At 34.3% G+C, this 22175-nt stretch carries 17 protein-coding genes; 2 read left to right on the top strand and 15 right to left on the bottom strand.

Annotated features, from left to right (window positions below):
* Nucleotides 1-2: 2 nt before the first annotated feature.
* Nucleotides 3-1004, top strand: coding sequence for a PorP/SprF family type IX secretion system membrane protein (locus J4050_RS14820; protein ID WP_208155401.1), 1002 nt, complete (start codon nucleotides 3-5; stop codon nucleotides 1002-1004).
* Between the two features lie 5 nt (nucleotides 1005-1009).
* Complete coding sequence (locus tag J4050_RS15400) at nucleotides 1010-1180, top strand: T9SS type A sorting domain-containing protein (protein WP_208155404.1); 171 nt, start codon at nucleotides 1010-1012, stop codon at nucleotides 1178-1180.
* Between the two features lie 152 nt (nucleotides 1181-1332).
* Here the strand turns inward: J4050_RS15400 and J4050_RS14810 are convergent, their stop codons facing one another.
* The 15 genes from J4050_RS14810 to J4050_RS14740 all read right to left on the bottom strand — a co-directional run.
* On the bottom strand, nucleotides 1333-4602 hold the full coding sequence (locus J4050_RS14810; RefSeq protein ID WP_208155400.1) for a WD40/YVTN/BNR-like repeat-containing protein: 3270 nt from the start codon (nucleotides 4600-4602) through the stop codon (nucleotides 1333-1335).
* 122 nt (nucleotides 4603-4724) lie between these two features.
* Complete coding sequence (locus tag J4050_RS14805; protein ID WP_208155399.1) at nucleotides 4725-5765, bottom strand: CaiB/BaiF CoA transferase family protein; 1041 nt, start codon at nucleotides 5763-5765, stop codon at nucleotides 4725-4727.
* Nucleotides 5766-6021: 256 nt separating this feature from the next.
* A complete protein-coding gene (locus tag J4050_RS14800; protein WP_208155398.1) occupies nucleotides 6022-6762 on the bottom strand; it encodes a DUF6090 family protein in 741 nt (246 codons plus the stop codon).
* A gap of 1 nt (nucleotide 6763) precedes the next feature.
* Nucleotides 6764-7486, bottom strand: coding sequence for a DUF6090 family protein (locus J4050_RS14795; RefSeq protein ID WP_208155397.1), 723 nt, complete (start codon nucleotides 7484-7486; stop codon nucleotides 6764-6766).
* A 150-nt stretch (nucleotides 7487-7636) separates the two neighbouring features.
* On the bottom strand, nucleotides 7637-8380 hold the full coding sequence (locus tag J4050_RS14790) for a DUF6090 family protein (RefSeq protein ID WP_208155396.1): 744 nt from the start codon (nucleotides 8378-8380) through the stop codon (nucleotides 7637-7639).
* A 72-nt stretch (nucleotides 8381-8452) separates the two neighbouring features.
* Nucleotides 8453-9220, bottom strand: coding sequence for a DUF6090 family protein (locus J4050_RS14785; RefSeq protein ID WP_208155406.1), 768 nt, complete (start codon nucleotides 9218-9220; stop codon nucleotides 8453-8455).
* Between the two features lie 252 nt (nucleotides 9221-9472).
* Nucleotides 9473-11680: a c-type cytochrome gene (locus J4050_RS14780; protein ID WP_208155395.1), complete on the bottom strand. Its 2208-nt coding sequence runs from the start codon at nucleotides 11678-11680 to the stop codon at nucleotides 9473-9475.
* Between the two features lie 73 nt (nucleotides 11681-11753).
* Nucleotides 11754-12518, bottom strand: coding sequence for a DUF6090 family protein (locus J4050_RS14775; RefSeq protein WP_208155405.1), 765 nt, complete (start codon nucleotides 12516-12518; stop codon nucleotides 11754-11756).
* Between the two features lie 457 nt (nucleotides 12519-12975).
* On the bottom strand, nucleotides 12976-14757 hold the full coding sequence (locus J4050_RS14770) for a T9SS type A sorting domain-containing protein (RefSeq protein ID WP_208155394.1): 1782 nt from the start codon (nucleotides 14755-14757) through the stop codon (nucleotides 12976-12978).
* Nucleotides 14758-14911: 154 nt separating this feature from the next.
* Nucleotides 14912-15394, bottom strand: a complete 483-nt coding sequence (locus tag J4050_RS14765; RefSeq protein ID WP_208155393.1) for a nuclear transport factor 2 family protein — start codon at nucleotides 15392-15394, stop codon at nucleotides 14912-14914.
* Between the two features lie 109 nt (nucleotides 15395-15503).
* Nucleotides 15504-16700 carry an alpha/beta fold hydrolase gene (locus J4050_RS14760; RefSeq protein WP_208155392.1) on the bottom strand — a complete coding sequence of 399 codons (1197 nt, stop codon included), beginning with the start codon at nucleotides 16698-16700 and terminating at the stop codon, nucleotides 15504-15506.
* Between the two features lie 220 nt (nucleotides 16701-16920).
* Nucleotides 16921-18000, bottom strand: coding sequence for a serine hydrolase domain-containing protein (locus tag J4050_RS14755; RefSeq protein WP_208155391.1), 1080 nt, complete (start codon nucleotides 17998-18000; stop codon nucleotides 16921-16923).
* A gap of 152 nt (nucleotides 18001-18152) precedes the next feature.
* On the bottom strand, nucleotides 18153-18851 hold the full coding sequence (locus J4050_RS14750) for a hypothetical protein (RefSeq protein ID WP_208155390.1): 699 nt from the start codon (nucleotides 18849-18851) through the stop codon (nucleotides 18153-18155).
* A gap of 747 nt (nucleotides 18852-19598) precedes the next feature.
* Nucleotides 19599-20105, bottom strand: coding sequence for a hypothetical protein (locus J4050_RS14745; protein ID WP_208155389.1), 507 nt, complete (start codon nucleotides 20103-20105; stop codon nucleotides 19599-19601).
* 493 nt (nucleotides 20106-20598) lie between these two features.
* Nucleotides 20599-22175 (bottom strand): alpha/beta hydrolase-fold protein (locus J4050_RS14740; RefSeq protein WP_208155388.1); only part of this gene is annotated, 1577 nt, incomplete at its 5' end.

The following is a 22175-nucleotide window of genomic DNA, read 5'->3' as shown; positions in this document are numbered from 1 at the left end:
CGATGAGATTTAAAAGTACAATTTTAGCTCTTTTGCTTATTGCAGTATTTGAATTACAAGCACAAGACCCCATATTTACCCAGTCCAATTATGTTCAGGAAACTATTAATCCTGCTTTTTCTGGGTTTGAAGATAATGACAGGGTTCATGCTGGATTGTTAAGTAGGCTACAATGGCCTGGACTAGACTTCAATTTGACCACTCAATATGCATTTGTCAATAAATCTTTTGATTACGGACCCAGTCTAGGATTTGGCATTGGTCTTAACGCAGTTTGGCAATATGAGTCTTTCAATAATTATAATTATGTTCAAATAAATGCCAACTATGCACATAGGGTTAATTTAAATAACGGATGGTTTTTTAGGCCAGCGATTGAGGTAGGGGTAGGAAGTAAAAGTAATAGGTTTAGGAATCTCACCTTAGCTGATCAAATTGACATAAGTAGTGGTGTGGTAAATCCGGTTTCTATTGATCCCTTGAGCAACAATACCATTAACCGCTATTATCTTGATATTTCTGGAGGAATGGTTTTTGAGAGGGAGGAATTCAATGGGGTTACCTATTGGTTTGGGGCTTCGGTTAAGCACCTTAATAGACCAAATATTTCCTTTGTAGAAGGGGAAGAAGTTAAACTCAACATCTTTTATTCGCTTCATGCCAATTATCGATTTCCGTTTTTAAGGGATAGTAGTTTAATGATGATAGCTAATTATATGCAACAAGGCCAATATAATAGATTTGATATTGGGTCACTATTTCAAATGGACCTCTTTCTTCTTGGAATAACAGCCGCTACAAATCCAGCTCGGAACTTTAACAATAGTCATTTAATCACCTCAATAAATACGTTTATAGGACTTGAATACACCGAGTTTAGATTTGGACTGTCCTATGATTTAAATACCTCTAAAATAGGAAATACCAGAGGTGTGTATGAGTTCTCTTTAACCTACTTGTCTAGATGTAGAAAGTGTAGTACCGATCGAGGAAGAAAAAGGTAGTTTCTATTTATGATTTACTTGGCAGAGCGGTAATTCGAGAAATCCTAGAGACCTCTTTAAATAGAAGTGCTTTAAATGCCGGTGAATTGGGCTGTGGTATATATATTGGTGAATTGCAAAAAGACAATCAAAAAGTCTCTCAAAAAAGTGATTCTAAGATAATATTTGTAAGATGAAATAGTATTAGTTTAAGTCCTAAAGCTTCAAGTCCTGCCGTTGCTTTGGGGGACTAGTGTAGGTTGAAGGTCTTATTTTATCCTCTCATACGAAGTATACTACAATTGACTTACTTCATTTAATTTGCATAGATTTCTAAAAACGCAAACCATCAATTCTTCGGTAGTGCTTCTCCTTCCATCCACGGTGCGCCTGCCTTAACTAAATCTTTCGCTAACTGCGATAATTTCCCTCGACTCATTTCCAACTGTGACTGTGATGAACTCAATTGCTCATTTATCAGCTGTAGAGCATTTTTATGATTTGTCGTGGGACCATAAGTCGAACGATCAATACCAATCTGTAAAGAAAACAATCTTCCGCCAGCCGTTGGCTTCGTTTTTTCTCCAGGTTCTACTTTCGATTTTTTACCATTTAGCTCTTGGTCAATTTTTAGAAGTTCTAGTCGCACTTCTGTCAATCGATTATCAAAACTACCTGCTGCTGTAGGCGAATTATCCAATACTATTTTCATGCGTTGTGCACGTTTCAAACTATTAGCTAAACTTATCTGAACCGCAGAATGCAAACGCACGGCATTTTCATATTGTCGCCAAAACGCTGCAACTTCCTCTGGCGATGCTCCTTGCAGTGCACCTTTGCACAAAGGGACAACTTCAAATTCTATTGGTTGCGACAACGCTTTCAGCACTCCATTCACTTGCTGAAATAGGGTAGCAGAATATTTTCCTGGTGCAGCCATCAATGCTTTTGGCCTATCGTCCCACATGGGTGTTGGAGGTTCTATCATAGAAATAGCATTAGGAGAAGGATACTTCAAATCCCAAGCTACTCGATGAAAGCCCTTCTTAGACGAACCCTCTACACGTCGAACAATACTACCCTTAGAATCCTTGACTTCCAGCCAAATTTTTGGTTTACTTTCCATGCGTTCTTCTTCCAAAGCATCCCAACCAGGGAAAGCAATATTGTCTTCATTTTTCTTTTCTTGGGCAGCTCGAATCTCCTGTTTTGTTTTCAAATCATCTTTCAAATAATAGGTAAAAACAGCTCCAAATGGAGGGTTATCCGCCACAAAATGGTCAGCACCCTGATCCCCTTTTTTTCCTTCAAAACCGAGATGACCTCGAGGAATATACCACCATGCTTTTCGCGTGGAAAATAAAGTAGCGTCATTTTTAAAAACGTCATCATTTACTTCCCGCAGTACGCTAATATCATCAAAAACATAAAAGCTTCGCCCGAAAGAGGCAGCAACCAAATCATTCTCTCTGCGTTGAATCGCCAAATCCCGAAACGAAATGGTAGGAACACCACCTTGGAGTTTTATCCATTTTTGACCAGCATTTGGAGAAAAATAAATTCCAAATTCAGTACCTGCAAACCACAAATCCTTTTTTACATGGTCTTGGACAAGACGCCAAACCAAGTTCCGTTTTGGTAAATTATTTTGAATAGGCTTCCAAGTTTTTCCTCGATCCATACTTTTTAAAATGTAGGGTTGATAATCTCCATACTTGTGATTATCCATAGCGACATACACCGTATTGGTATCATGTAAATCTGCTTTGATATCATTGATATAGGGTGTTTTTGGCATCCCTTTAATTGTACTAACTTCGATTTTCTGCCAAGTTTTCCCATAATCTTCTGTTACTTGTATCAATCCATCATCGGTACCGATGTATATTAAATTTTCATCAAGTGGTGATTGAGCGATAGAAGTAATCGTATTATAATTGGACATAGCATTCAAGTCCCAAGCATTATCCCAACTTTGTTGTTTTCCCATAATCGGAAGTTCCAAACGATTTTGATTACGAGTTAAGTCTCCCGAAAGGGTGCGCCAGTCATCTCCGCGATTGTCAGAAACCCATAATCTCTGCGATGCATGAAAAATTCGTTCGGGCGCGTGAGGACTAACCAAAATTGGGGCATCCCAATTATAGCGTTCATAATCTTCATCTGCAGCAGGTTGCGGTTGAATGTTCATCACCTCGCCAGTAATCATGTCAATTCTAGACAAAGTTCCTTCCTGACGCTGTCCGTATATAATATTTGGGTTGCCAGGTTCTGTAGCTGGTTGATGACCATCCCAATCCAAGACCACTTTCCAATCTGAATTTTGAATACCGTGTATATTGTCGGTTCGAGAAGGACCGCCTTCTGTTGAATTGTCTTGTGTACCGCCGTAGATATTGTAAAAAGGTTCGGCATCATCGACCGCTACTTTATAAAATTGCGTCAAGGGAAGATTTCCCATAAAACGCCAATTTTCTGCTAAGTCAAAAGTTTCGTAAATGCCTCCATCTGTTCCCATCAATAAATAATCAGGATCATCTTTTCGGAAAGCTAAAGCATGATTATCGGAGTGCTTATGTTGTTCTTTCATGCGGCGAAATGTTTTGCCACCATCTTCTGAAATCTGCACCCTCACATCCATCAAATACAATCTATCAAACTGATGTGGTGAAGCATACAATTCTTGATAATAATGTGGTCCTGTTGCACCGGAAACGGCATCAGACATTTTCTTCCAGGTCGAGCCACGATCTGTTGAGCGATAGACGGCACCCTTTCGTCTGTCCAATTCAATAGCAGCATATAATACATCAGGCTTTTGTGGAGAAATCGCCAAACCGATTTTTCCCATATTAGACTTAGGCAAACCCGTTTTGAGTTTTGCCCAAGTCTCACCACCATCCGCACTTCGATACAATCCAGTTCCCGGGCCTCCACCCATATAAGCAGCTACAGTTCGATGTCTATCCCAGGTCGCCGCATACATTTGGTCTGGATTACGCGGGTCAATAGCCATGTCGGTTACACCTGTCCATTCAGAATTCCCTAAAGTCCGCTTCCAAGTTATTCCACCATCGGTAGATTTATACAATCCTCTTTCGCCTCCTTTTGACCAAAGTGGACCTTGTGAGGCCACCCATATCACATCGGAATTTTCGGGATGAATCACAATTTTAGAAATATGATTTGAATTTTTTAGACCCATATTTTTCCATGTGGTTCCTCCATCATCACTTCTGTATACACCATCGCCAAAAGACAAATGACGGCCACCAACATTTTCTCCGGTACCTACCCAAACAACATGGGGATTATTAGGGTCAATGGTCACGCAACCCGTTGCAAAAGACCCTTCTTTATCAAATATAGGATCCCAAGTGACTCCTGCATTTATAGTCTTCCAAACGCCTCCTGAAGCTACAGCGATATACCAAATATTATCATCTTCTGGGTGAATAGCGATATCTGCAATTCGACCAGACATGAATGCAGGTCCGATACTACGAAGCTCTAAGCCTTCAAAGTTTTTATCTGACCAAGGTTTGTCTGTTTTGTCCTGAGCAAAAATAAAAGTTGAGCTGACAAAACACAGCAGGAATGTGAACAATTGGTTTCTCATGGGTTTTTTATTAAAAAATAAGAATTATGACAAAGTGATTAACTCAAACTTAATGAATTATCCGTAGAATAATCACAGTCGTTAAATTTAATTTACGCCTATTTAATTTTGGTCATTAAATGCTAAACAAGTGCTGTTTTCACTCTCACTGTTTCAGTACCCTCTATAACCTCATTAAGCAACATCTTTTTTGCTTTTTTATCCTCAAAAACATCTTGCATGTTTTTTACCATACCATAGGGAATGTTGTTTTCTTCAAGTTTAGAAATCCAGTAAGCTGATGCTTCTTGTTCTAAACGTTCACTTATTCTGTCGTTCAAGGTGTCTCGTAGAGCTAGGCGTTGGGCATTGGTTTTAAATATTTTACCATCTAGGTTCAACAGTGCGCATAAATTCTCAAATTGCTTATCGGAGCCAATGGCCAAAACCAATAATTTACCATCTTTTGTCGTATACATGTCGCCATAGGGTGCAATGTTGGGATGCTGGGTTCCCATAGGTTGTGGAATATGCTTTTCCATTAACCAATTGGTAGCTTGATTGGCCAATGACGCTATAGCACTTTCATATAGCGAAATTTTGATATGTTTTCCTTCACCAGTTTTTAACTTGTTAATCATTGCACAAAGAATAGCCTCTTTTAAATGGTGAGCTGCGAGTATGTCAATTAAAGCCACTGGCATTTTTACTGGTTTTCTTTTTGGTTCGCCATTCATATACATAAAACCGGTTTCAGCTTGTAGAACAACATCAAAGGCTGGTCTTGAGTCGTCACCACCAAAACCTGTGAGTTCTGCAAAAATGAGCGATGGATTGTATTTTTTTAAATCATCGTAACTCAATTTAAGTTTTCTGGCAGTACTAGGTTTATAGTTGGTTATGATAATGTCGGCTTCTTTAATATGATTAATTAAAATTTCATAATCTGCAGTATCTTTTACATTAAGTAACAGGCTTTCTTTCGAAAAGTTTGCTGCACTGTAATATGCGGAAATAGAATTTTCCTTGGATTCAGTGGGGAGTTTCCATGTCCGTGTAACATCGCCATGAGTCAATTTATTTTCTATTTTAATAACTTCGGCCCCTAATTCTGCAAAGAAAGTACCCGTTAAAGGACCAGCTAAAACACTTGCCAACTCTACTACTTTTAAGTTTTTAAACATAATATGATTTTTAATAGAAGGTTTAAATAAAACCAAATAAAACCTTGATTTTAAGTATATTCAGAATTCCTTCATTTTGTTATGATTAATGACCAAGAACGTTGTTGTTTATGGTTTGTTACAGGTTTTAAGCACTTAATTTGGCAAATAAATCACAGATAGAATGTTCCACAGGAATGTTCGTAAGTAGGCAGTGACCTTGCAATTAATTATACACGGTGTTGTGCTATCGTTGTTTTTGTTCAATAAAATTAATTCAATTATCAAGTTTATTTCTCATATCTGAAATGATTTTTTTAATCTCATTTTTGAATTGTTTCATTCTGAATTGAGATCCACGATTACCTACCTCCCTAAATCCTATAGCGACTAAAACAGTATTTACTTCTTCCATATGATTTCTAGCTTTTTCGGCTTTTAGAGATAATACTTCATTCTGCTTAACAACTTTCAATGCATAATTACTTGAGTTTGTTAATAAGATAGATTTAATAAGATCCCAATAATGCTGGCTATTGGCATAGTTTGCTTCTTTATAATCATTATAGCTATTCCAAAATTCTAAAAGTGAACTCTTAATGCTTTCATCCATTAGTTCAATATGACCAGAATTAACAATAGATTCCCATATCGAAGCATTCAAATCTAAATCACTTGTAAAAATATTAAGGCTGTCAATGTACTGGCTTGCTTTTAAGTAATTAGATGATTTTTTTACATTTATCCTAAATTCATTAACGTTATTCTGTATCCCCTCAAGATATTTTTCATAGCTATCAATCTTTTGTAAGTCTTTTTCAAAACTTCCGATCATACTCAAATAATAAGAGTCACGTTTTTCTGATTGCTTACGTTCCTCATTCCAATTGTTAATCTGTAACGCGATGAGAATACCTATTACCACAAGAATAATTTCGCCAATGGCGTATTTAAAGTATTTTCCCATTTTATTCTGTTCTAGTAATGATTTTCTAATATGTCTGAAGAATTTTATCATATCAATTGCAGTTTTCAATTAATAAACTATTCAACTCTTCAGCATCAACTTCAATACCTTTAAGAAGCTCTTTTTCGCGTTCTCCTTGAATCATATTTAAAATCATCAAATCCTTCATCTTTACAAATAGTTCGTTATTTGGATCTTGTTGCCATTGCTTATTGGATAATAGTGCTTGCAATTCTGGATCAAATATGTTTTGATACTGCGGTACTTCTTGAAACCCAAAGTCGGAAAATTTTTCTATGTCAAATAGCCTTTCGACTAGTGCATTGTAATTTACATCAATGATTTGCAATGCATTATCTTGTTCTGTGTAATGGCTTAAAATTCTTTTTTTTAAGGTTTGATTTCTCAGCGTTTCTAGTTTCCCGGACGACGTAATATCTACAATAGCTGCTTTGGTTGGAATGAATTTATAATACCGAATTGTTGGTATAAAGTCCTTGAAAATAACTTGTTTATCCTCTTGGATTTTTAAAAGGTTTTTCAAAAACCTTTCTGTGCTTTCCAATCGCTTATCTATAGTGACTAATGAGCTATCAATGTTTTTAATATCTACCTGTAAATCTTCTGCGATTTTACAATAATAGGTTTTCTCAAGCTTTATTGATTTTTTGTTTTCATTCCAATTGTTTATTTGTAACGCAATCAAAATCCCAATAACGACAAGGATAATTTCCCCAATGGCGTATTTAAAGAATTTGCCTGTCTTATTTTCCATAAGTAGTGATTTTCTAATGTGTCTGAAGAACTTTATCATAGTTTTTGTTTCTAGTTTTTCCGCAAGCGGCTATTTACGCCAAAGGTCTACTAGACCTTTGATTTTGCAAAAGCAAAATTTTGTTTCAATAATGAAAGAATTTAATCATATCTAGGATTGTATATTGTTATCAATTAAGTCAATTAAAAGTTTTATTTCCTCAGTTGTGGTATCTAAAAGTTCATTCTGAGCATCCATGTTAGCAATCATAATAACTAGATGCGCATAAACTTGTGGGTCACTATGAATAGTAGTCTCAGAAATATCGGGCAAATGAGAATCATATGTAGTCAATTGTTTTGCAAGTTGTCTGTTGGTTATTTTAGGAATAATATCATCTACAAATTTGCGTGTTTGCTCTTTAATGCGTTCTTGGGTAATATTCACAAAATCCTTTTGATAATAGAGTGAAAGTTTTTTCCTTAAATCCATATTGGTAATAAGGTCAATATTTTCTGCAGCTATCATATTTTCAAAAGCAATAGTGTTAGGTTCAAAAACATTAAACTCAGCCATTACAGACATATAATTAATAATAAGAGGCACATATTTTTCAGGATTAGAAGACTGTTCTAATACGATAAATGTTGAGTCTATGTAAGACGCTTTTTCAGCATTAAATTCTTTTACCTCTTTTATGCTTTCTAAATCATTGTTTAAGCTAATTCTAATTTGTTTTAAATAGACCTGCTCTTTGGACTTCAATAATCGCTTGGTATTCCAGTCATTTACCTGAAGTGCTAAAAGAATACCAATCATGACTAAGATGATTTCGCCAATGGCGTATTTGAAGTACTTGCCTGTTTTTCCTGTTTCCATGAGGTTGTATCTTATTTTTCTAAAGAACTTTATCATAATTTATTTGCTAAGTAAACGGGACTCTTTTTGTTAGTCATTTTGATTTATAAAACTCAGGTGCTTTTTTATTTAATAAGTCTTCAATTCAGATTCAATTAGCGCTCTTAAGTCATTGTTTTCTGCTATGACGGTTTCTAAGCGCGTGTAGAATTCATTCCACTTCGCATTGACTTCAAATAATAGTTGCTGAAATTTCTTCGTCTTGGCCAGCGCAAGAAGCTTATCCTTGTCAACAATATTTTTACCGGTAATTTCCTCAAATGTATCACTCTGAATGGTTCTTTTTTTTAATTCAAACCAGTTCTCAGCATTATAGAGCTCTTGTTCTGCTAGATATGGTTTTAGTCTTCCATTAATTAACGGTACAAGCTGAATCCGATAAATAGTCTCCATATCATTAATACTGCCAATATATGAGACTAATTCCTTTTTTATTTTTTGATTATTTATAGTGTATAGATTTTCTTTAAAATCTGAAGTAATTAATTGCTTGAAGTATAATGTCCGTCTAATAAGAACGGGTTCCGAAATGGAATCGATAGTTTCATTTTTAATGCCATATCTATACAGGTCTAGATGTAGCTTGTCTATCTGTTTATATTGATTCTTGTAATAATCAAACTGTATCGAATCGACACCTAGATTTTCATAAATATTATTTAAGACATCTTTTTCTACAAGTTTACTTTTTCTGTTTTCGTTCCAATTATTAATTCCTAAAGCAATTAGGATCCCAATCACCACTAGGATGATTTCGCCGATGGCGTATTTAAAGTATTTGGTTGTTTTCCCCGTTTCCATAAGGTTATAGCGTATAGTTCTAAAAAATTTAATCATAATTGAATAATTTCTACCTTGCTCTGTATTTTCATCAAAGGTCTACCAGACCTTTTCTTCAAATAGCTAAAAAACTTAATCATGTTTTAGGTTTCTATTTTTACCGCTAGCGTCTATCTTAACCAAAGGTCTAGCAGACCTTTGGTTTTGCTTTGCAAAACTGTGTTTCGTTAATCTAAAGAATTTTAGCATTGGTTATTGGTTGGTTATAATGAAGTCTCTTGTATTTGGATATGTTGAATTCCGATTTCATTACTGCCCATAATTCACTGGATAACCTAATTGAGCCCATACCAATATACCTTCATCTATTATGGCTGTATTTTTATACCCTAACCTTCTTAAGGTATTCACCACACGGCCCGAAGCTGCATGCGGACAAGCGCAATATGCAACGATCCAGGTGTCATCATTAGGCAAGTTGTCAGCAAATTCTTCAGGTTCTTCGTAATAGGGTACAGGTATCGATCCCGGAATGTGGGTTTGTCGCCAGGCCACTTCTGATCGTGCATCTAAAATTATCATTCGAGCACTGTCTTGTAGTGCTTGATAAACTTCTTTTGCAGGGACATAAAGTTCTTTTCGTAAATTAAATTTTGGTGCTTTATTATTAGGATTGAGTATATATTTATCTGGTGTTGGAACACTAATGGTATCCGCACTTGGAATATTCCAGCCAGAAGCGCGCGTTCTTAAAAAAGAGGTCAGCCCATTAATTTCTTTCTCACTTAGGGAATCTTTGTAGGCAATCATTGGGGTTCCGTCACGCCCTTCTTTAATGGCATATTTTAAGAATTCATCTGTTGCCGTGGCCAAAAGCATAGAATTGCCTAGAGCTGGTGCCGAGATGCCTTCTCCATCCGCACCATGACATACAGAGCATCTATTTGAATATATTTCCGCGCCCACGGCGACATCTCCAGTCACAGGCTCTCTTGAGAGTTCGATAGGTTCCTCAACGCCACTTTGCTCATATAGCCATTGTAACAACAATTCAATTTCTATGTATTCCAAAGGGCCGCCTTGTGTATTTAAATAACCACCCATGGCCGTGCCTGCCCTACCATATTGAACGGTATATCTTTGAAAATTATTAGTCTTTGAAGTTGCCATTAATGAATGCGAGCGCAGCGATGGTGCGTTATCCGCCGCATAACCTTCTCTATTTTCACCATGACATAGCGCACAATATTTTTGATACATTCCCGCAGCATTGCTGCTGGCAGTACTATCTAGTTTAGCGCCTATTTTATATTGTTCGGCCAACAGTGCTTGTTCTTTAGGTTCGTTTATAAACTCCAATTGCACTCCATAGGCAAATTGACGAGGTATAGTGATTGTATGTAATGTGGAATCACGCAAAAGTGCTTCAGATGGTAAACGCTGACTTAGATACTGGTAGGTAGAATCTATATTCTTTACATCAAAGCGTAAGGCATATACACCAGAGCCACGTTCGGATATAAATTTTGACATGTCATCATCCTCAGATGAGGGCATTTTTAACACCAATTCTTGATGTCCTTTTATTTTGAAGCGGGCCATTTTTTTCGAAGTATTTTCATCCGAGGCATTAAGTCCCATATTTTCAAAATCCTTGCGGACAGCATCTAGGTCGTTAACGGCCAATTGAATATTATTGATTCCTATAACACCATTTGGGTGATTTGAAAAACTTCTGTAAAAGGCATAATAGGTCTTCCAGTCTTTATGCATTCTTTCATAGTCATTTGTAGCGTCCTCTATAAATTGTGGTAAGTAAGTGGCAGTTGTCTTTTGAAAATCTAAACTGCGTTCTTGTGATTCACCATCATCACGTGACCATCCTTTTACGGGCTCTGTAGATCTACGGTATCCTTTAATAGAATCCATTTTAAATCCTTTATCATTAAGCCATAAAGCTGTTGTGTCTAAAGAAGAACTAGATAGATAATACCGCTGTACACCTTGGTGATTAGCTAAAAATGACGATATAAAAGTTGGTGGTGCGTCTTTGATTAAAGAATCCTCAACAGAGAGAAAATCTAATTTTGAGGCATCGGGAAAGTTGATGCTCGTCACTAAGGTTCCATCAAAAAACCCTTTTTTAAACTTGTCGGTCTTTGCCATTCTAAATCCGAGAGTATCGGAATAAAAATCTCGCGTTCGATTTAAATCACTGACCATTAGCATTGACCCATGAAGACCATGTCCTATACCTAATAGAGAATAATTGTCCTGTACAGCTTCAGTTTCATCATTGGCACAGGAAGCTGAAATAATAAGGGCTAGTAATGATATGGTCTTTAATAAGGCTGATTTAAATCCTTTGTCGGCTGTCGCATTTAGGGGTTTGAACAATGAGAACATAGAGTAATAATTAGTTGATTTAATGGATGTTTGAAGATACGGTATTCTTTGAAGTAGACCATATTTATAATTTGAGTATTTAGCTTGTCCGATAGCAGCTGAATTGCCCAAATATCCATCGGAGCTTTGATTTACTATATAAATTTTGGTTCAATAATATCATTGGTTTCTAATTATACCTTCGTTAGTTGCACTTTTTGTTTTTTAATAGTTCTATGGGTTCTTGTATTTCCATTTTTAAATTAGACAAATGCTGTTTCTGCCTAATGAGCATCCCTATAAAAAGGACAAGGTTATCCTGAAACTTTATGAATACGGGATTCTCAGGCTCATTAGTCCAGTTGTTATTTGGCAATAGGTCTAAATGTTCTTTATCTAGTTCCCTATTTAGATAAGCAATATCTTGAAGTCCAAAATCACTTATCGATTCAAAATCATCCATTCTGTCCGTTATTAGATTTCTGTTTTCTTGAAGTAGATTTAAAATATTATTTAAATAAGTGCTATGCTGAATTAATCTGTTCTTTAGTTTTATATCGCTTAGCAGTTCTAATTTACCTGAAGCCGTTAATTCATCGAACGTAATCGTACTAGGTACAAAAACATCTTGTCTTAAGGCAGTCACAAAATCATTTAGTATGGTACTTCTATTGTTTGGGAAGTTGTTTAAGTCTAACAAAAGGACTTTACAGAGTTTTATTTTGTGAGTTATAATTTTAGCAGTTTCATCAATTAACTTTTCATTGCGTTCAAAGTCTTCTAAAATTCTACAGTAGTAATCAGCTTCAGCAATTTCATTTTTTCTGTTTTCATTCCAATTGTTAATCTGTAATGCGATGAGAATACCTATTACCACAAGAACAATTTCACCGATGGCGTATTTAAAATACTTTCCTGTTTTATTTTCGTCTAAAAGTTGTTGCCTTATTCGCCTAAAAAATTTAATCATGTTTTCGGTTTCTATTTTTTCCGCAAGCGGCTATTTCTACCAATTATCCACAGGAAATTCTAATTTGCAATGCAAAATTCAATTTCAATAAACTAAAGAGTTTTATCATTAGTTAATGGTTGGTTATAATGAAGCACAACGACCTGCTAAAAGCAGGTTAGTATTGCGAATGAAAAGATAATAAATTCTGGAGTAATAATTTGAGAAAAAGACTTGCGCCAAAGGAAAAGAGAAGAGGCTGTGCCCTCCTAATTTTTTGATTATAAAAATATACAAATTGAAGAAGAAATACTTGGCCTTAAGTAACTGAGCAGAAATTAGTCACCTTGTTGTGTACCGTTTTAATTATTTATGCCTTCTCTTTGAAATTTATTAATTGATGATTTAATGCATCGGAAGCCTCCAAAATATTAAAAGACTAGAATTATGATAGGATTTAAATTAAACTAGTTATGATTTATTCTTTTAATAATTTAAGGCTAATTATACCTGAACTAGTTAAGATTTTAGCAATATAAATGCCATTATCTAAGTATGAAATATCAATATTTGTTTTAAGACTGTTTGGTTGAAGTTGTAAAATTTCTTTTCCGAGGATATTATAGATCGTAATATTATTGATGCTTTTGTTTTTAGAGCTTATGGTTACCTTATCTTTAATTGGATTAGGAAAAGCAACTATCTCATCTATATTGAAAGAAAGGTCAGGACCATTACTGAGACTATTGGGAATTATTTCAATATCATCAAATAAGAAAGTGGCGCTAGGTGATGCATCATTTGATCCATTATAGCCGAGCATGAAGGTTAATACGTCATATATAGGACTATCGGCATTTGAAAGATCCCATGTATAAGTTGCCCATTCACCTGATACTGTAGTTAAAGCATCTGCTTCTTTTCCAAAAGCATTTGGAACAATGTTTTCTAATTTAAATTTTAATATACTGCCTACAGGTGCCTCAGTGTAAACTTTCATAGAAATCGTTCCAAATTCAGACATGTTTGGCAGTGGTTCGGTTAAGATCAATTTACTGCGCATAAATCCTGCACCACCGCTTCTTACCAATTGTGCTACTGTTGCACTTGGGTTGTTCTGGTCTATTTTAGGGTTCGGTATAACACTTGTAATAGCACCAAAAAAATCAGTAAAGTCAGACGTAACAACACTATTATTTTCAAAATCAATAGGTAAGGTTGTTGGCTGAGGTTCTGGTATTGTTGCGCCCGCTACTTGTTGGATATCATCAAACAAAAAGGTAGAGGTAGCTGTTCCATCTCCTACGTTGCCAAAATCAAACAGGAACTGTATTTTATTGTAATCAATGGGTTGGCCTTCATCATTATTGGCTTGCCTATAAAAATTCCAGCTAGCAACCTCCCAGGTCCCTGAAACTGTAGTAATATAATCTAAATTAGTAAGAGCATTTGGGCCTTGTATTTCTAATTTAATGCGAGTACCTACGGGCGCAGTTGTATATATTTTCATAGATATTTGAGATAGCGTAGTAAAATTAATAGGGCCATCTAATAATAGTTGACTTCCTGCAAAAAAATCACCACCATTACGTACAACTTGAGCAACGGTACTACTTGTGTTAATACCTTCAATCTGAGGATTTGAAATGACACTAGCTATTGATCCATTAAAGTTTAAAAAGTCAGTATCAACTATTCCTGTTTCAAAATCAATAGGCAAAGATGTTGGGACTGGAGCAGTAGGCCCTGCAACTTGCTCGACATCGTCAAAATAGAACGTAGAAGTCGAGGAGCCATCACCTATATTTCCAAAATCGAACATAAATACGATTTCATTTGCTGTATTTGGTGTGCCGACTAAAATCCACTCTAAAGTTTCCCATGTACCTGAAACCGTAGTAGTCACATTTACATCTGCAGCCACAGCACCTTGATTTTCTAATTTAAGCTTAACCACTGTACCTGCTGGAGCGGTAGTATAAACTTTCATTGAAATTTTAGTCAATACTGAGAAGTCTAGGTTATCTGTCAATAAAATTTTTGATCCTGCAAAAATAGTTTCACCATCTCTCACGATTTGGCCAACTGTACTACTGGTATTGATTCCTGATAATGATGGATTGGGAACTACGGTTGCTGTTCCACCGGCAAAATCAACAAAATCACTGGTAGTAATATCTCCTTCAAAATTTATTGGTAAACTTTGTGAAAATCCAGAATAAAATGAAATTAGTATTATCAGAGAATAGATATGCTTCATATTGCTTTGTCTAAATGGATTTAGCCAAATATATACTATGTGAAGCTTCCGATAAAGAAATTAACCAATACAAAACCAATACAAAGAAAATAAAGTGATATTTTTTGAGAATAATTTGAATGCTTTTAAATCTTAAAATAGAACTTGGTTTCTATTACATCTTTTTTAATGGAGAATGATGTTCATGGACCATTTTCCAACCCTCTTTAGTTCTAACGAATAATAATGTTATTTGATCATTTACTATAACTAAATCTTCACCGAATTTTAAATGAAAATCAGAATGAAAGGTGAGATTAGCTACATCTCCATAAACTGCAATCTGTAAATCTTTCGCATCGAACTTTATCACCTCTGAGACTGAACCAAATACATTTCGTTCGTGTATTTCATTTGCTTTACCACCATTACGTGGTTCTCCATTTTTAAATTCAGTAAATTTTGGACCATAAGCATGGAAGGAAATTAGCTTGTCTAAATCTTTATCTTTGATGCTTTGTGCTATTGCACCAAAAGTCTCCATTACTTCTTGTTTAGCTTCTGGAAATTCATCATTTATAAGGTCAACTTGAGCATTGCAGCTAGCACAGAATAAACCTAAAGTCATAATTAATGTAAATGTCAATTTTGATTTCATAATGTAGTACTTGTTTAAATTATTAAACAAAGTTCATTCATTACAAATTCATAGAGCTTTCAAATAAGGCCAAAAAACATTCTAAAAAGTCCAACGGTTTAATCTAAAACTAGGGAACTTTATTAGAATTCCTTAATTTAAGAGGAGGAACACCGAATTGTTTTTTGAAAGAATTGATAAAATGTGAAGAATTTATAAAACCACATTCATAGCATATTTCATTTATATTTAGATCGCTTTCAAAAAGGAGTTTTTTTGAATATTCTAGCCGTTTAGTCTTAATCCATTTGGAAGGAGTAGTATTATAAGCAGAATTAAAATCTCTCTTAAAAGCAGAAAGACTTCTGCCACATAATTTTGCAAATTCTTCAACTTTTAAATTATATAAAAAATTTTCAGTCATTATTGTTGTTAAGTCAACACCTGATTTTTTATTTTCTTCAGTATCGCAGTTAAAATCTGTTCTATGAGGACGAATCCCAGTTACAAATTCTTGTATTTCTGCTAAAATAGGATAGGTGTCTCCAGTCCAGAAAAGATGATCTTGTCCTTCTAATTCGATAAGTCTACATTTTGCTATTCGTTCTGCTATATATCTACCTTCTTCGACTCGGATTTCGACATCACCTTTTCGAAAGAGAAGTAGAGTTGGTACTTTTATTGAATCTAGAATATCAGTCACATCGATATGTGTACATTGTTTATGCAAAATCAAGGCAGCTTTTGGGCTTCCTCCTGAACGCAAATAACTGGCTAGCCAGTGCATGAATCCATTATCATGTGCAAGAGACGGTACGAGTGAGCGCAATTCATCTAGTTTACCATGTGCCCAATTGTTTTCAATTAATTTATTTGAAATTTCACGTTCTTCATCTGTAGGTGCCCATGGATAATCTTCAGAAAATCTACGTTTAGCAAAAATCCCGAAACCAATTACTCCTAGTGTTCTTTTAGGATAACTTAGAGAGAATAATAGACTAACAGAACCTCCTTCTGAATGGCTGAATAAGAAAGCTTTTTTCGAATTTGTAGCATCCATTACCGCATTTATATCATCCATTCTTTCTTCCATAGTAGAATACTCATCAGATCTATCTGATAATCCGGTACCTCTTTTGTCAAAGATTATTAAACGTGAGAAGAATGCAAGTCTTGTTAGAAACGCAGCTAGTCTTGGCTCAGACCACATCATATCAATATTAGATACCCAACCAGGAATATAGATAATATCTACAGGACCTTCGCCTATTACTTGATAGGCAATATTAAACGTTCCGCTTTTTGTATAATTAGTGATAGGTTTCAAAAGAAAAATCTCAAAATATATTGACTAAATAGTTTGTTTTTATATTGTGCACCAACGGTCTTGGCTATGGTTTCGTTACGGAATGGTAAGCGAGTATCATTCTGCCGTAACCATAAATTTAGTAAAAAGGCTTGAAATTCCGAATAGGACAAGAGCACGCAGTGCGAACTGGCGTAAGCAATTTCAGCCGTAACGCATTATAGCCGTTGTTGGCGGTTCGTTATTTTTTATATTGATTTTGCATTAATCCTAAACAAAGCTGGTCAATGTTTCTTGCCTTATTATGGAATGAAGATACATTTGAAAGAATGATAATGCCAATTTTATTTTCAGTGTCCATGGCCATAATTGATGAATATCCACCTGTTCCTCCATTGTGCATGTACCAAGTGAGTTTAGGCTCTGGTTTGATGATATTCCAAGCCAACCCAACCTCCATTCGGTATTTTGGTATTTCAAAGGTACTTTTTCTAGTTAATGCAAGTTCTTTATTTCCAGTGTTAAATTGGGCTATTGTAAACTTGGCTAAATCTTCTACATTTGATAATATACCTCCAGCACCCATAAGTGCATTTAAATTCCAATTCGAGGTTTCATTTCCGATACTATCTCTTCCTTTAATCAAATTTTCTTGAACTTTTTTAATATTTGTTGTAGTGTTATTCATTCCATATTTTTCTGTAATATATTTTTTAAGCAAGGTCTCATAATCTGAACCTGCTTGAATTTCTAATAAGAAGCCTAATATTCCAGCTCCTAAATTGGAATATTCATAGTTGCTACCCGCGAGACTATCTAACTCTAATTCATTTGTTAAGTAATCTTTTAGTTTATCTTCATTGTATTCGTTATACGGATTAGATTGGTCAACTTCCCTTAAATTTAAGTTTGAAGGTAATCTAGGAAGTCCAGAGGTGTGGTTAGCCAGTTGAATTACTTTAATTTGTTGATTTTTTAAAGGAAAATCAAAATAATCCTGTATAGGATTGTTTATTCCTATTTTTTGATCTAAAACAAAATTTGCAAGTATTGTAGATGTAAACACTTTAGTAATTGAACCTATTTCAAAAACTTTCTTTGAATTTTCAGTATAGTCTATCGTGTCATTGACTCGTTTAAATCCGTAGTAAGAAACTTTGTCATTTATGATAAAGGCAATTGAAAATTCTGTGTTCTCAGGCAAGTCTTTGGTTTTTTCAAAAAGTATATTTGCTACGTTTTTTGAAATTGTGTTTTCAGTTTGCCCAAAGGAAAAGGATGATATTAGTATTCCAAGTACTATTAATATTATTTGTTTCATAAAGTTTCGTTTTAATGACCGCCAACGATTTTGTATATGATACGTTGCGTGGATAAGCAACTAAGTTAGCAAACAAATCACAGATAGAATATTCCGCAGGAATGTTCGTAAGTCGGCAGTTACCTAGCAATTAATTATACACGGTGTTGGCATTAGTTATTAATTAGGCTTTTTCCCAACTCGGTAAATTCATTTTCCCATTCGTTAATTTTTAACTGAAATTTTGTAATTCCTACATTATCAAGAGCTCTGCTAGCATGATTTGCACATCTATCTATGTATATATCTATTACGTTATCAGAAGGAACAAATCTAAAGTGTTCAAGTGATTTATAGTTTAGAAAGCAATTTTTATATAATCCTATTTCCATTTGGAACACCTCTAAATCTGATTTAGTAGCATTTACATTTTGCATATCATTTTCTACACTAAGAATTGCTTTGTCAAGTAGCTCTCTTTTGTATTTAATGAGTTCTGCAAGTAGTCTTTTCTGTCCAGAATCACTTAAAATATTTTCTAAATTTAATTGCTCTCCATTTTCCAATAGAAAAGTATAAGTAGATTGAAATTCTTCGCAATATGCACCACAACCTTCTCCAAAAAAAGAAACAGAATAGATTTCTGAATTGAGAATTTCAGTTTTATACTTTAAAAATGCAAGTCTAGGTATTTTATTTTTTTCTGTACTCCAAACATTTTCAAATATGCTTAACTTTTCATTACCCATTTCAATATCTAACAGATCTGAAATTATAATCGAATTTATTTTATCATTAATAACTTTATTTGATCCTGATAAGAAAGGAAATTCATAGGATTGGTTTTCATAGAGAGGATTTGTTTCCGACAATTTATTGATTTCATAATTCTGACTAAAACAAGAAAAATTCAGAAGAAAGATTATTAAATAATAGGTTCGGTTCATAATTAATGCCTAACTAAGGGGTTAAACGTAGTTCTGGTTTGAGAAAGAAAAGATAATAAATTCCTTAACAATAATTTGAGAAGGTGACTTCCTTATAATCTCTAATTATTGGTCGTAAATTAGGCACGCCTCGGCGTGGTGTAAATTATGGAATTTATTGGATTGGGAATTCGAGGATCAGGGCCAAATGCTTCGCATTCATGAATTCCTTTTTAATACAATAGAAATGGCATGAACTAAATTGCTTTTAGGACTTGTTATGGCGCGTTGAGGACTTCAGTCCACCAGCATTAGCTTTGGATAGCTGATACGTAATTGTTCAATTTGGTTTAACCCTGCAGATGAGAACACCTTGCTTTAAGGACGAGAGTGCGAAGCACGTAGTAATTAAAGTTCGCCTTTGGCGACCCGAGCGCAGCGAACAGATGAATTCTTATAAAATAAAATAAACTGACATGAATAATGTGTTCTCATCGGTCTTATATAAGGCTCGTAGCGTGTAAATTAGCGATTAATTTCGGATTAAGAATAAGCCAGATTTTTAAATTTTACTATTTATTTTCTTTATTAGAAATCGTCAAATTTAAAAATTTGGCAACTTTCCAAATACGCCTTAACTTCGATTAAGCAACTAATTAGCTATGAGCTATATACGTTGTTGTTAGTAGTTATTTATCTTAAATCCAAATAATTTATTTCCTTTTTCCTATTCTCTTTCATTCTTTCGTGAAAATAATTAATTAATTTATTTTTTAAAGGATGATTCTCATCAAAACAGTCTTTTCCTTGAGAATCGAAAACAATCAAACAAGCATAATATTCATTTACAGTTTCTGTTCCATCTGCTATAATTGTGAACCTTTCATCGTTTTCAAAAAGTTTTATGTTTTCCCATACTTTTCGTTGAATATTTTTTTGATGTAATCCATTAGCTTTATTATTCCAAGAACCAAAATCTAGAAACATAGATTTCATTGTATCTAACGCAGAATCAATATTATGAAATCGTAATTCATTAAAATTAATCGTATCTGAATTAATAACTCTTGATATTTTAGCAATTTTTAAATCGTTAAAGTTTGTTTTAACTATAATTTCATTGATTTCTTTATTGTTAACTTTAGATGAAGAACAAGAAATTAAGCTAAAGATGAATAATAATATTAAAGTTTGTCTCATAATTACTTACAACTGCAGGGTTAAACGTAGTTCTGCTTTGAGAATGAAAAGATAATAAATTCTTAAACAATAATTGGAGAAAAGGACTTCCTTATAGTCTCTAATTATTGATTGTCAATTAGCTTCGCTTGAGCGAAGCGTAAATTGTAGAATTTATTGACTTGGGAATTCAAGATACGGTACCAAATTGCTTTTAGCACTTGTTATGGCACGTTAAGGGCTTGAGTCCGTCAGCTGGAGCTGTGGATAGCTGATAATTACTTATTCAATTTGGTTTAGCAGGGCGTTAGAGCACATATTCTTGTGGGGCGGGAGTTCGCAGAACGGAGCAACACAAGTCAGCTTCAGCTGAATGTGCTCTAACGTCTCCGTATAAGAATAGTAGCGGATTTTAACTCACTAACTTTTCAGTTAAATACAGACCTTATTTATATTTACTTACTTTCGTTTTAGCGATTAAACCGCTATTATTTTTATACATTGTTGGCATACGTTATTTGTTTTCATTCAGCCAATTTTCGTAGTTTTTTAATAAAAAATTAATACCATCATTTTTATATTCTTCTGTAAATAATGTAAAGTGGTCTCCTGCATAATATTCAAATTCTATATTAGCATCTATACTTTTCATTTCTTTCTCTAAAAGTTTGACTGCGTGGTGTAAATGAAAATTGTCACTTGTGCCTACTGTAATTCTGATTTTGCCAGTAAGGTCATCTTTTATATTGCTCCAATTATCTCTTAAAATAATTGAAAGGTCATATCTCCTCCAAAGAGGAATAGCATTCTTGTTTATCTCTCCGCTTGGAATATTTACCAATCTGATTCTATTTCCATCATTATCAAACCCTCCAAAAACAGCATCGAACGAACGTAGTTGAGAACCTCGGTAAATTACATTTTCTGTTCTGTAGAAATCTTTCGCACTGATTACTGGAAATCTGCCTGCTATGGTAACATCAGCTAATAAATTTCCTTTTGCGTCATAAAACATATTATTTGTATCATAAATGTTTTTATTTTGATAGTTCCTAAAATCTACTTGGTCAGGTGCGCTTGACCAAGCTCCAGCAAATGTTTTTGGGTAATTTATTTGTAGCCAAAGAGAAGTCCATCCTCCACTACTATGACCGTGTAATAAAAATGCACCATTAGTTCGATATTTTTGTTTTAAGGCAGGTATAAATTCATTTATAAGTGCATCTCCCCAAGGCCCATTAACATCACTATTAGCATATGTAGAATGTCCTTCTGGACAGTTACCGTCTAAATAAATTACAATTGTAGGTTGTTCTCCTAACTGCTCTAAAAAAGTATTACGACCTGAATGTAATTTATAATTTGCTCCGAAACCAAAAATTGAAAATATGACTGGATAATCTTTATCAGGCTGTTCATAGTACTCTTTTGGTAAGCTAACCGCGGCATTAACAAAAATATCTTTTTTATGAAACTGACTTAAGAGATTTGATTTAACACTTAATTCTTTTAGAAATTCGGTTTCATTAAACTTAATTGGTTGAATAACCTTATTTGCTTTTAACTTGAAGATTTTGTCAAAATCTTTAGTCAAATCAATTTTGATTGGTTCAGAATATAAATTTCCAGAGCTTGTGCCAATATTTGCATCACCTAAATTCAAATCGAATACAGCCTGTACATAATATTCTCCTCGCTCAATATTCGATAATTCAACAGGATAGGATATGGCATTATCATTAAAAATGACACTTTCGTTAGCTTTTAAATTCTTAACAACAACTCTGTACACTGGTGTCAATTCAAGTCCAACAAAAATATCCTTGGGTGACTTTTTTTCCTTTGAAAGGTAAAGTAGAACATTTCCTGAATACTCTTCTAGCATTACATTTGAGTCGAAACTAACTTCAAATATTTGAGCTTTTGCTTGGAATCCAATTATTATGAAAAGGATAATTAAAATGTATGTTTTTCTCATATGAGTGTTTTTAATGCATGCCAACTGCAGGGTTAAACGTAGTTCTGCTTTGAGAATGAAAAGATAATAAATTCTTAAACAATAATTAGAGAAGGCGACTTCCTTATAATCTC

The sequence above is a fragment of the Winogradskyella pelagia genome, assembly GCF_017581965.1.
In the GTDB taxonomy this organism is placed as follows: domain Bacteria; phylum Bacteroidota; class Bacteroidia; order Flavobacteriales; family Flavobacteriaceae; genus Winogradskyella; species Winogradskyella pelagia.
Note: the sequence above shows the minus strand (reverse complement) of the source record. Positions and strands in the feature narration are given on the sequence as shown.

Coding starts and splice junctions, on each gene's coding strand:
- J4050_RS14745 (WP_208155389.1), bottom strand. CDS start 20,105: ATGAGACAAACTTTAATATTATTATTCATCTTTAGCTTAATTTCTTGT.
- J4050_RS14785 (WP_208155406.1), bottom strand. CDS start 9,220: ATGATTAAATTTTTTAGAACTATACGCTATAACCTTATGGAAACGGGG.
- J4050_RS14765 (WP_208155393.1), bottom strand. CDS start 15,394: ATGAAATCAAAATTGACATTTACATTAATTATGACTTTAGGTTTATTC.
- J4050_RS14820 (WP_208155401.1), top strand. CDS start 3: ATGAGATTTAAAAGTACAATTTTAGCTCTTTTGCTTATTGCAGTATTT.
- J4050_RS14755 (WP_208155391.1), bottom strand. CDS start 18,000: ATGAAACAAATAATATTAATAGTACTTGGAATACTAATATCATCCTTT.
- J4050_RS14770 (WP_208155394.1), bottom strand. CDS start 14,757: ATGAAGCATATCTATTCTCTGATAATACTAATTTCATTTTATTCTGGA.
- J4050_RS14800 (WP_208155398.1), bottom strand. CDS start 6,762: ATGATAAAATTCTTCAGACATATTAGAAAATCATTACTAGAACAGAAT.
- J4050_RS14790 (WP_208155396.1), bottom strand. CDS start 8,380: ATGATAAAGTTCTTTAGAAAAATAAGATACAACCTCATGGAAACAGGA.
- J4050_RS14810 (WP_208155400.1), bottom strand. CDS start 4,602: ATGAGAAACCAATTGTTCACATTCCTGCTGTGTTTTGTCAGCTCAACT.
- J4050_RS14805 (WP_208155399.1), bottom strand. CDS start 5,765: ATGTTTAAAAACTTAAAAGTAGTAGAGTTGGCAAGTGTTTTAGCTGGT.
- J4050_RS14795 (WP_208155397.1), bottom strand. CDS start 7,486: ATGGAAAATAAGACAGGCAAATTCTTTAAATACGCCATTGGGGAAATT.
- J4050_RS14775 (WP_208155405.1), bottom strand. CDS start 12,518: ATGATTAAATTTTTTAGGCGAATAAGGCAACAACTTTTAGACGAAAAT.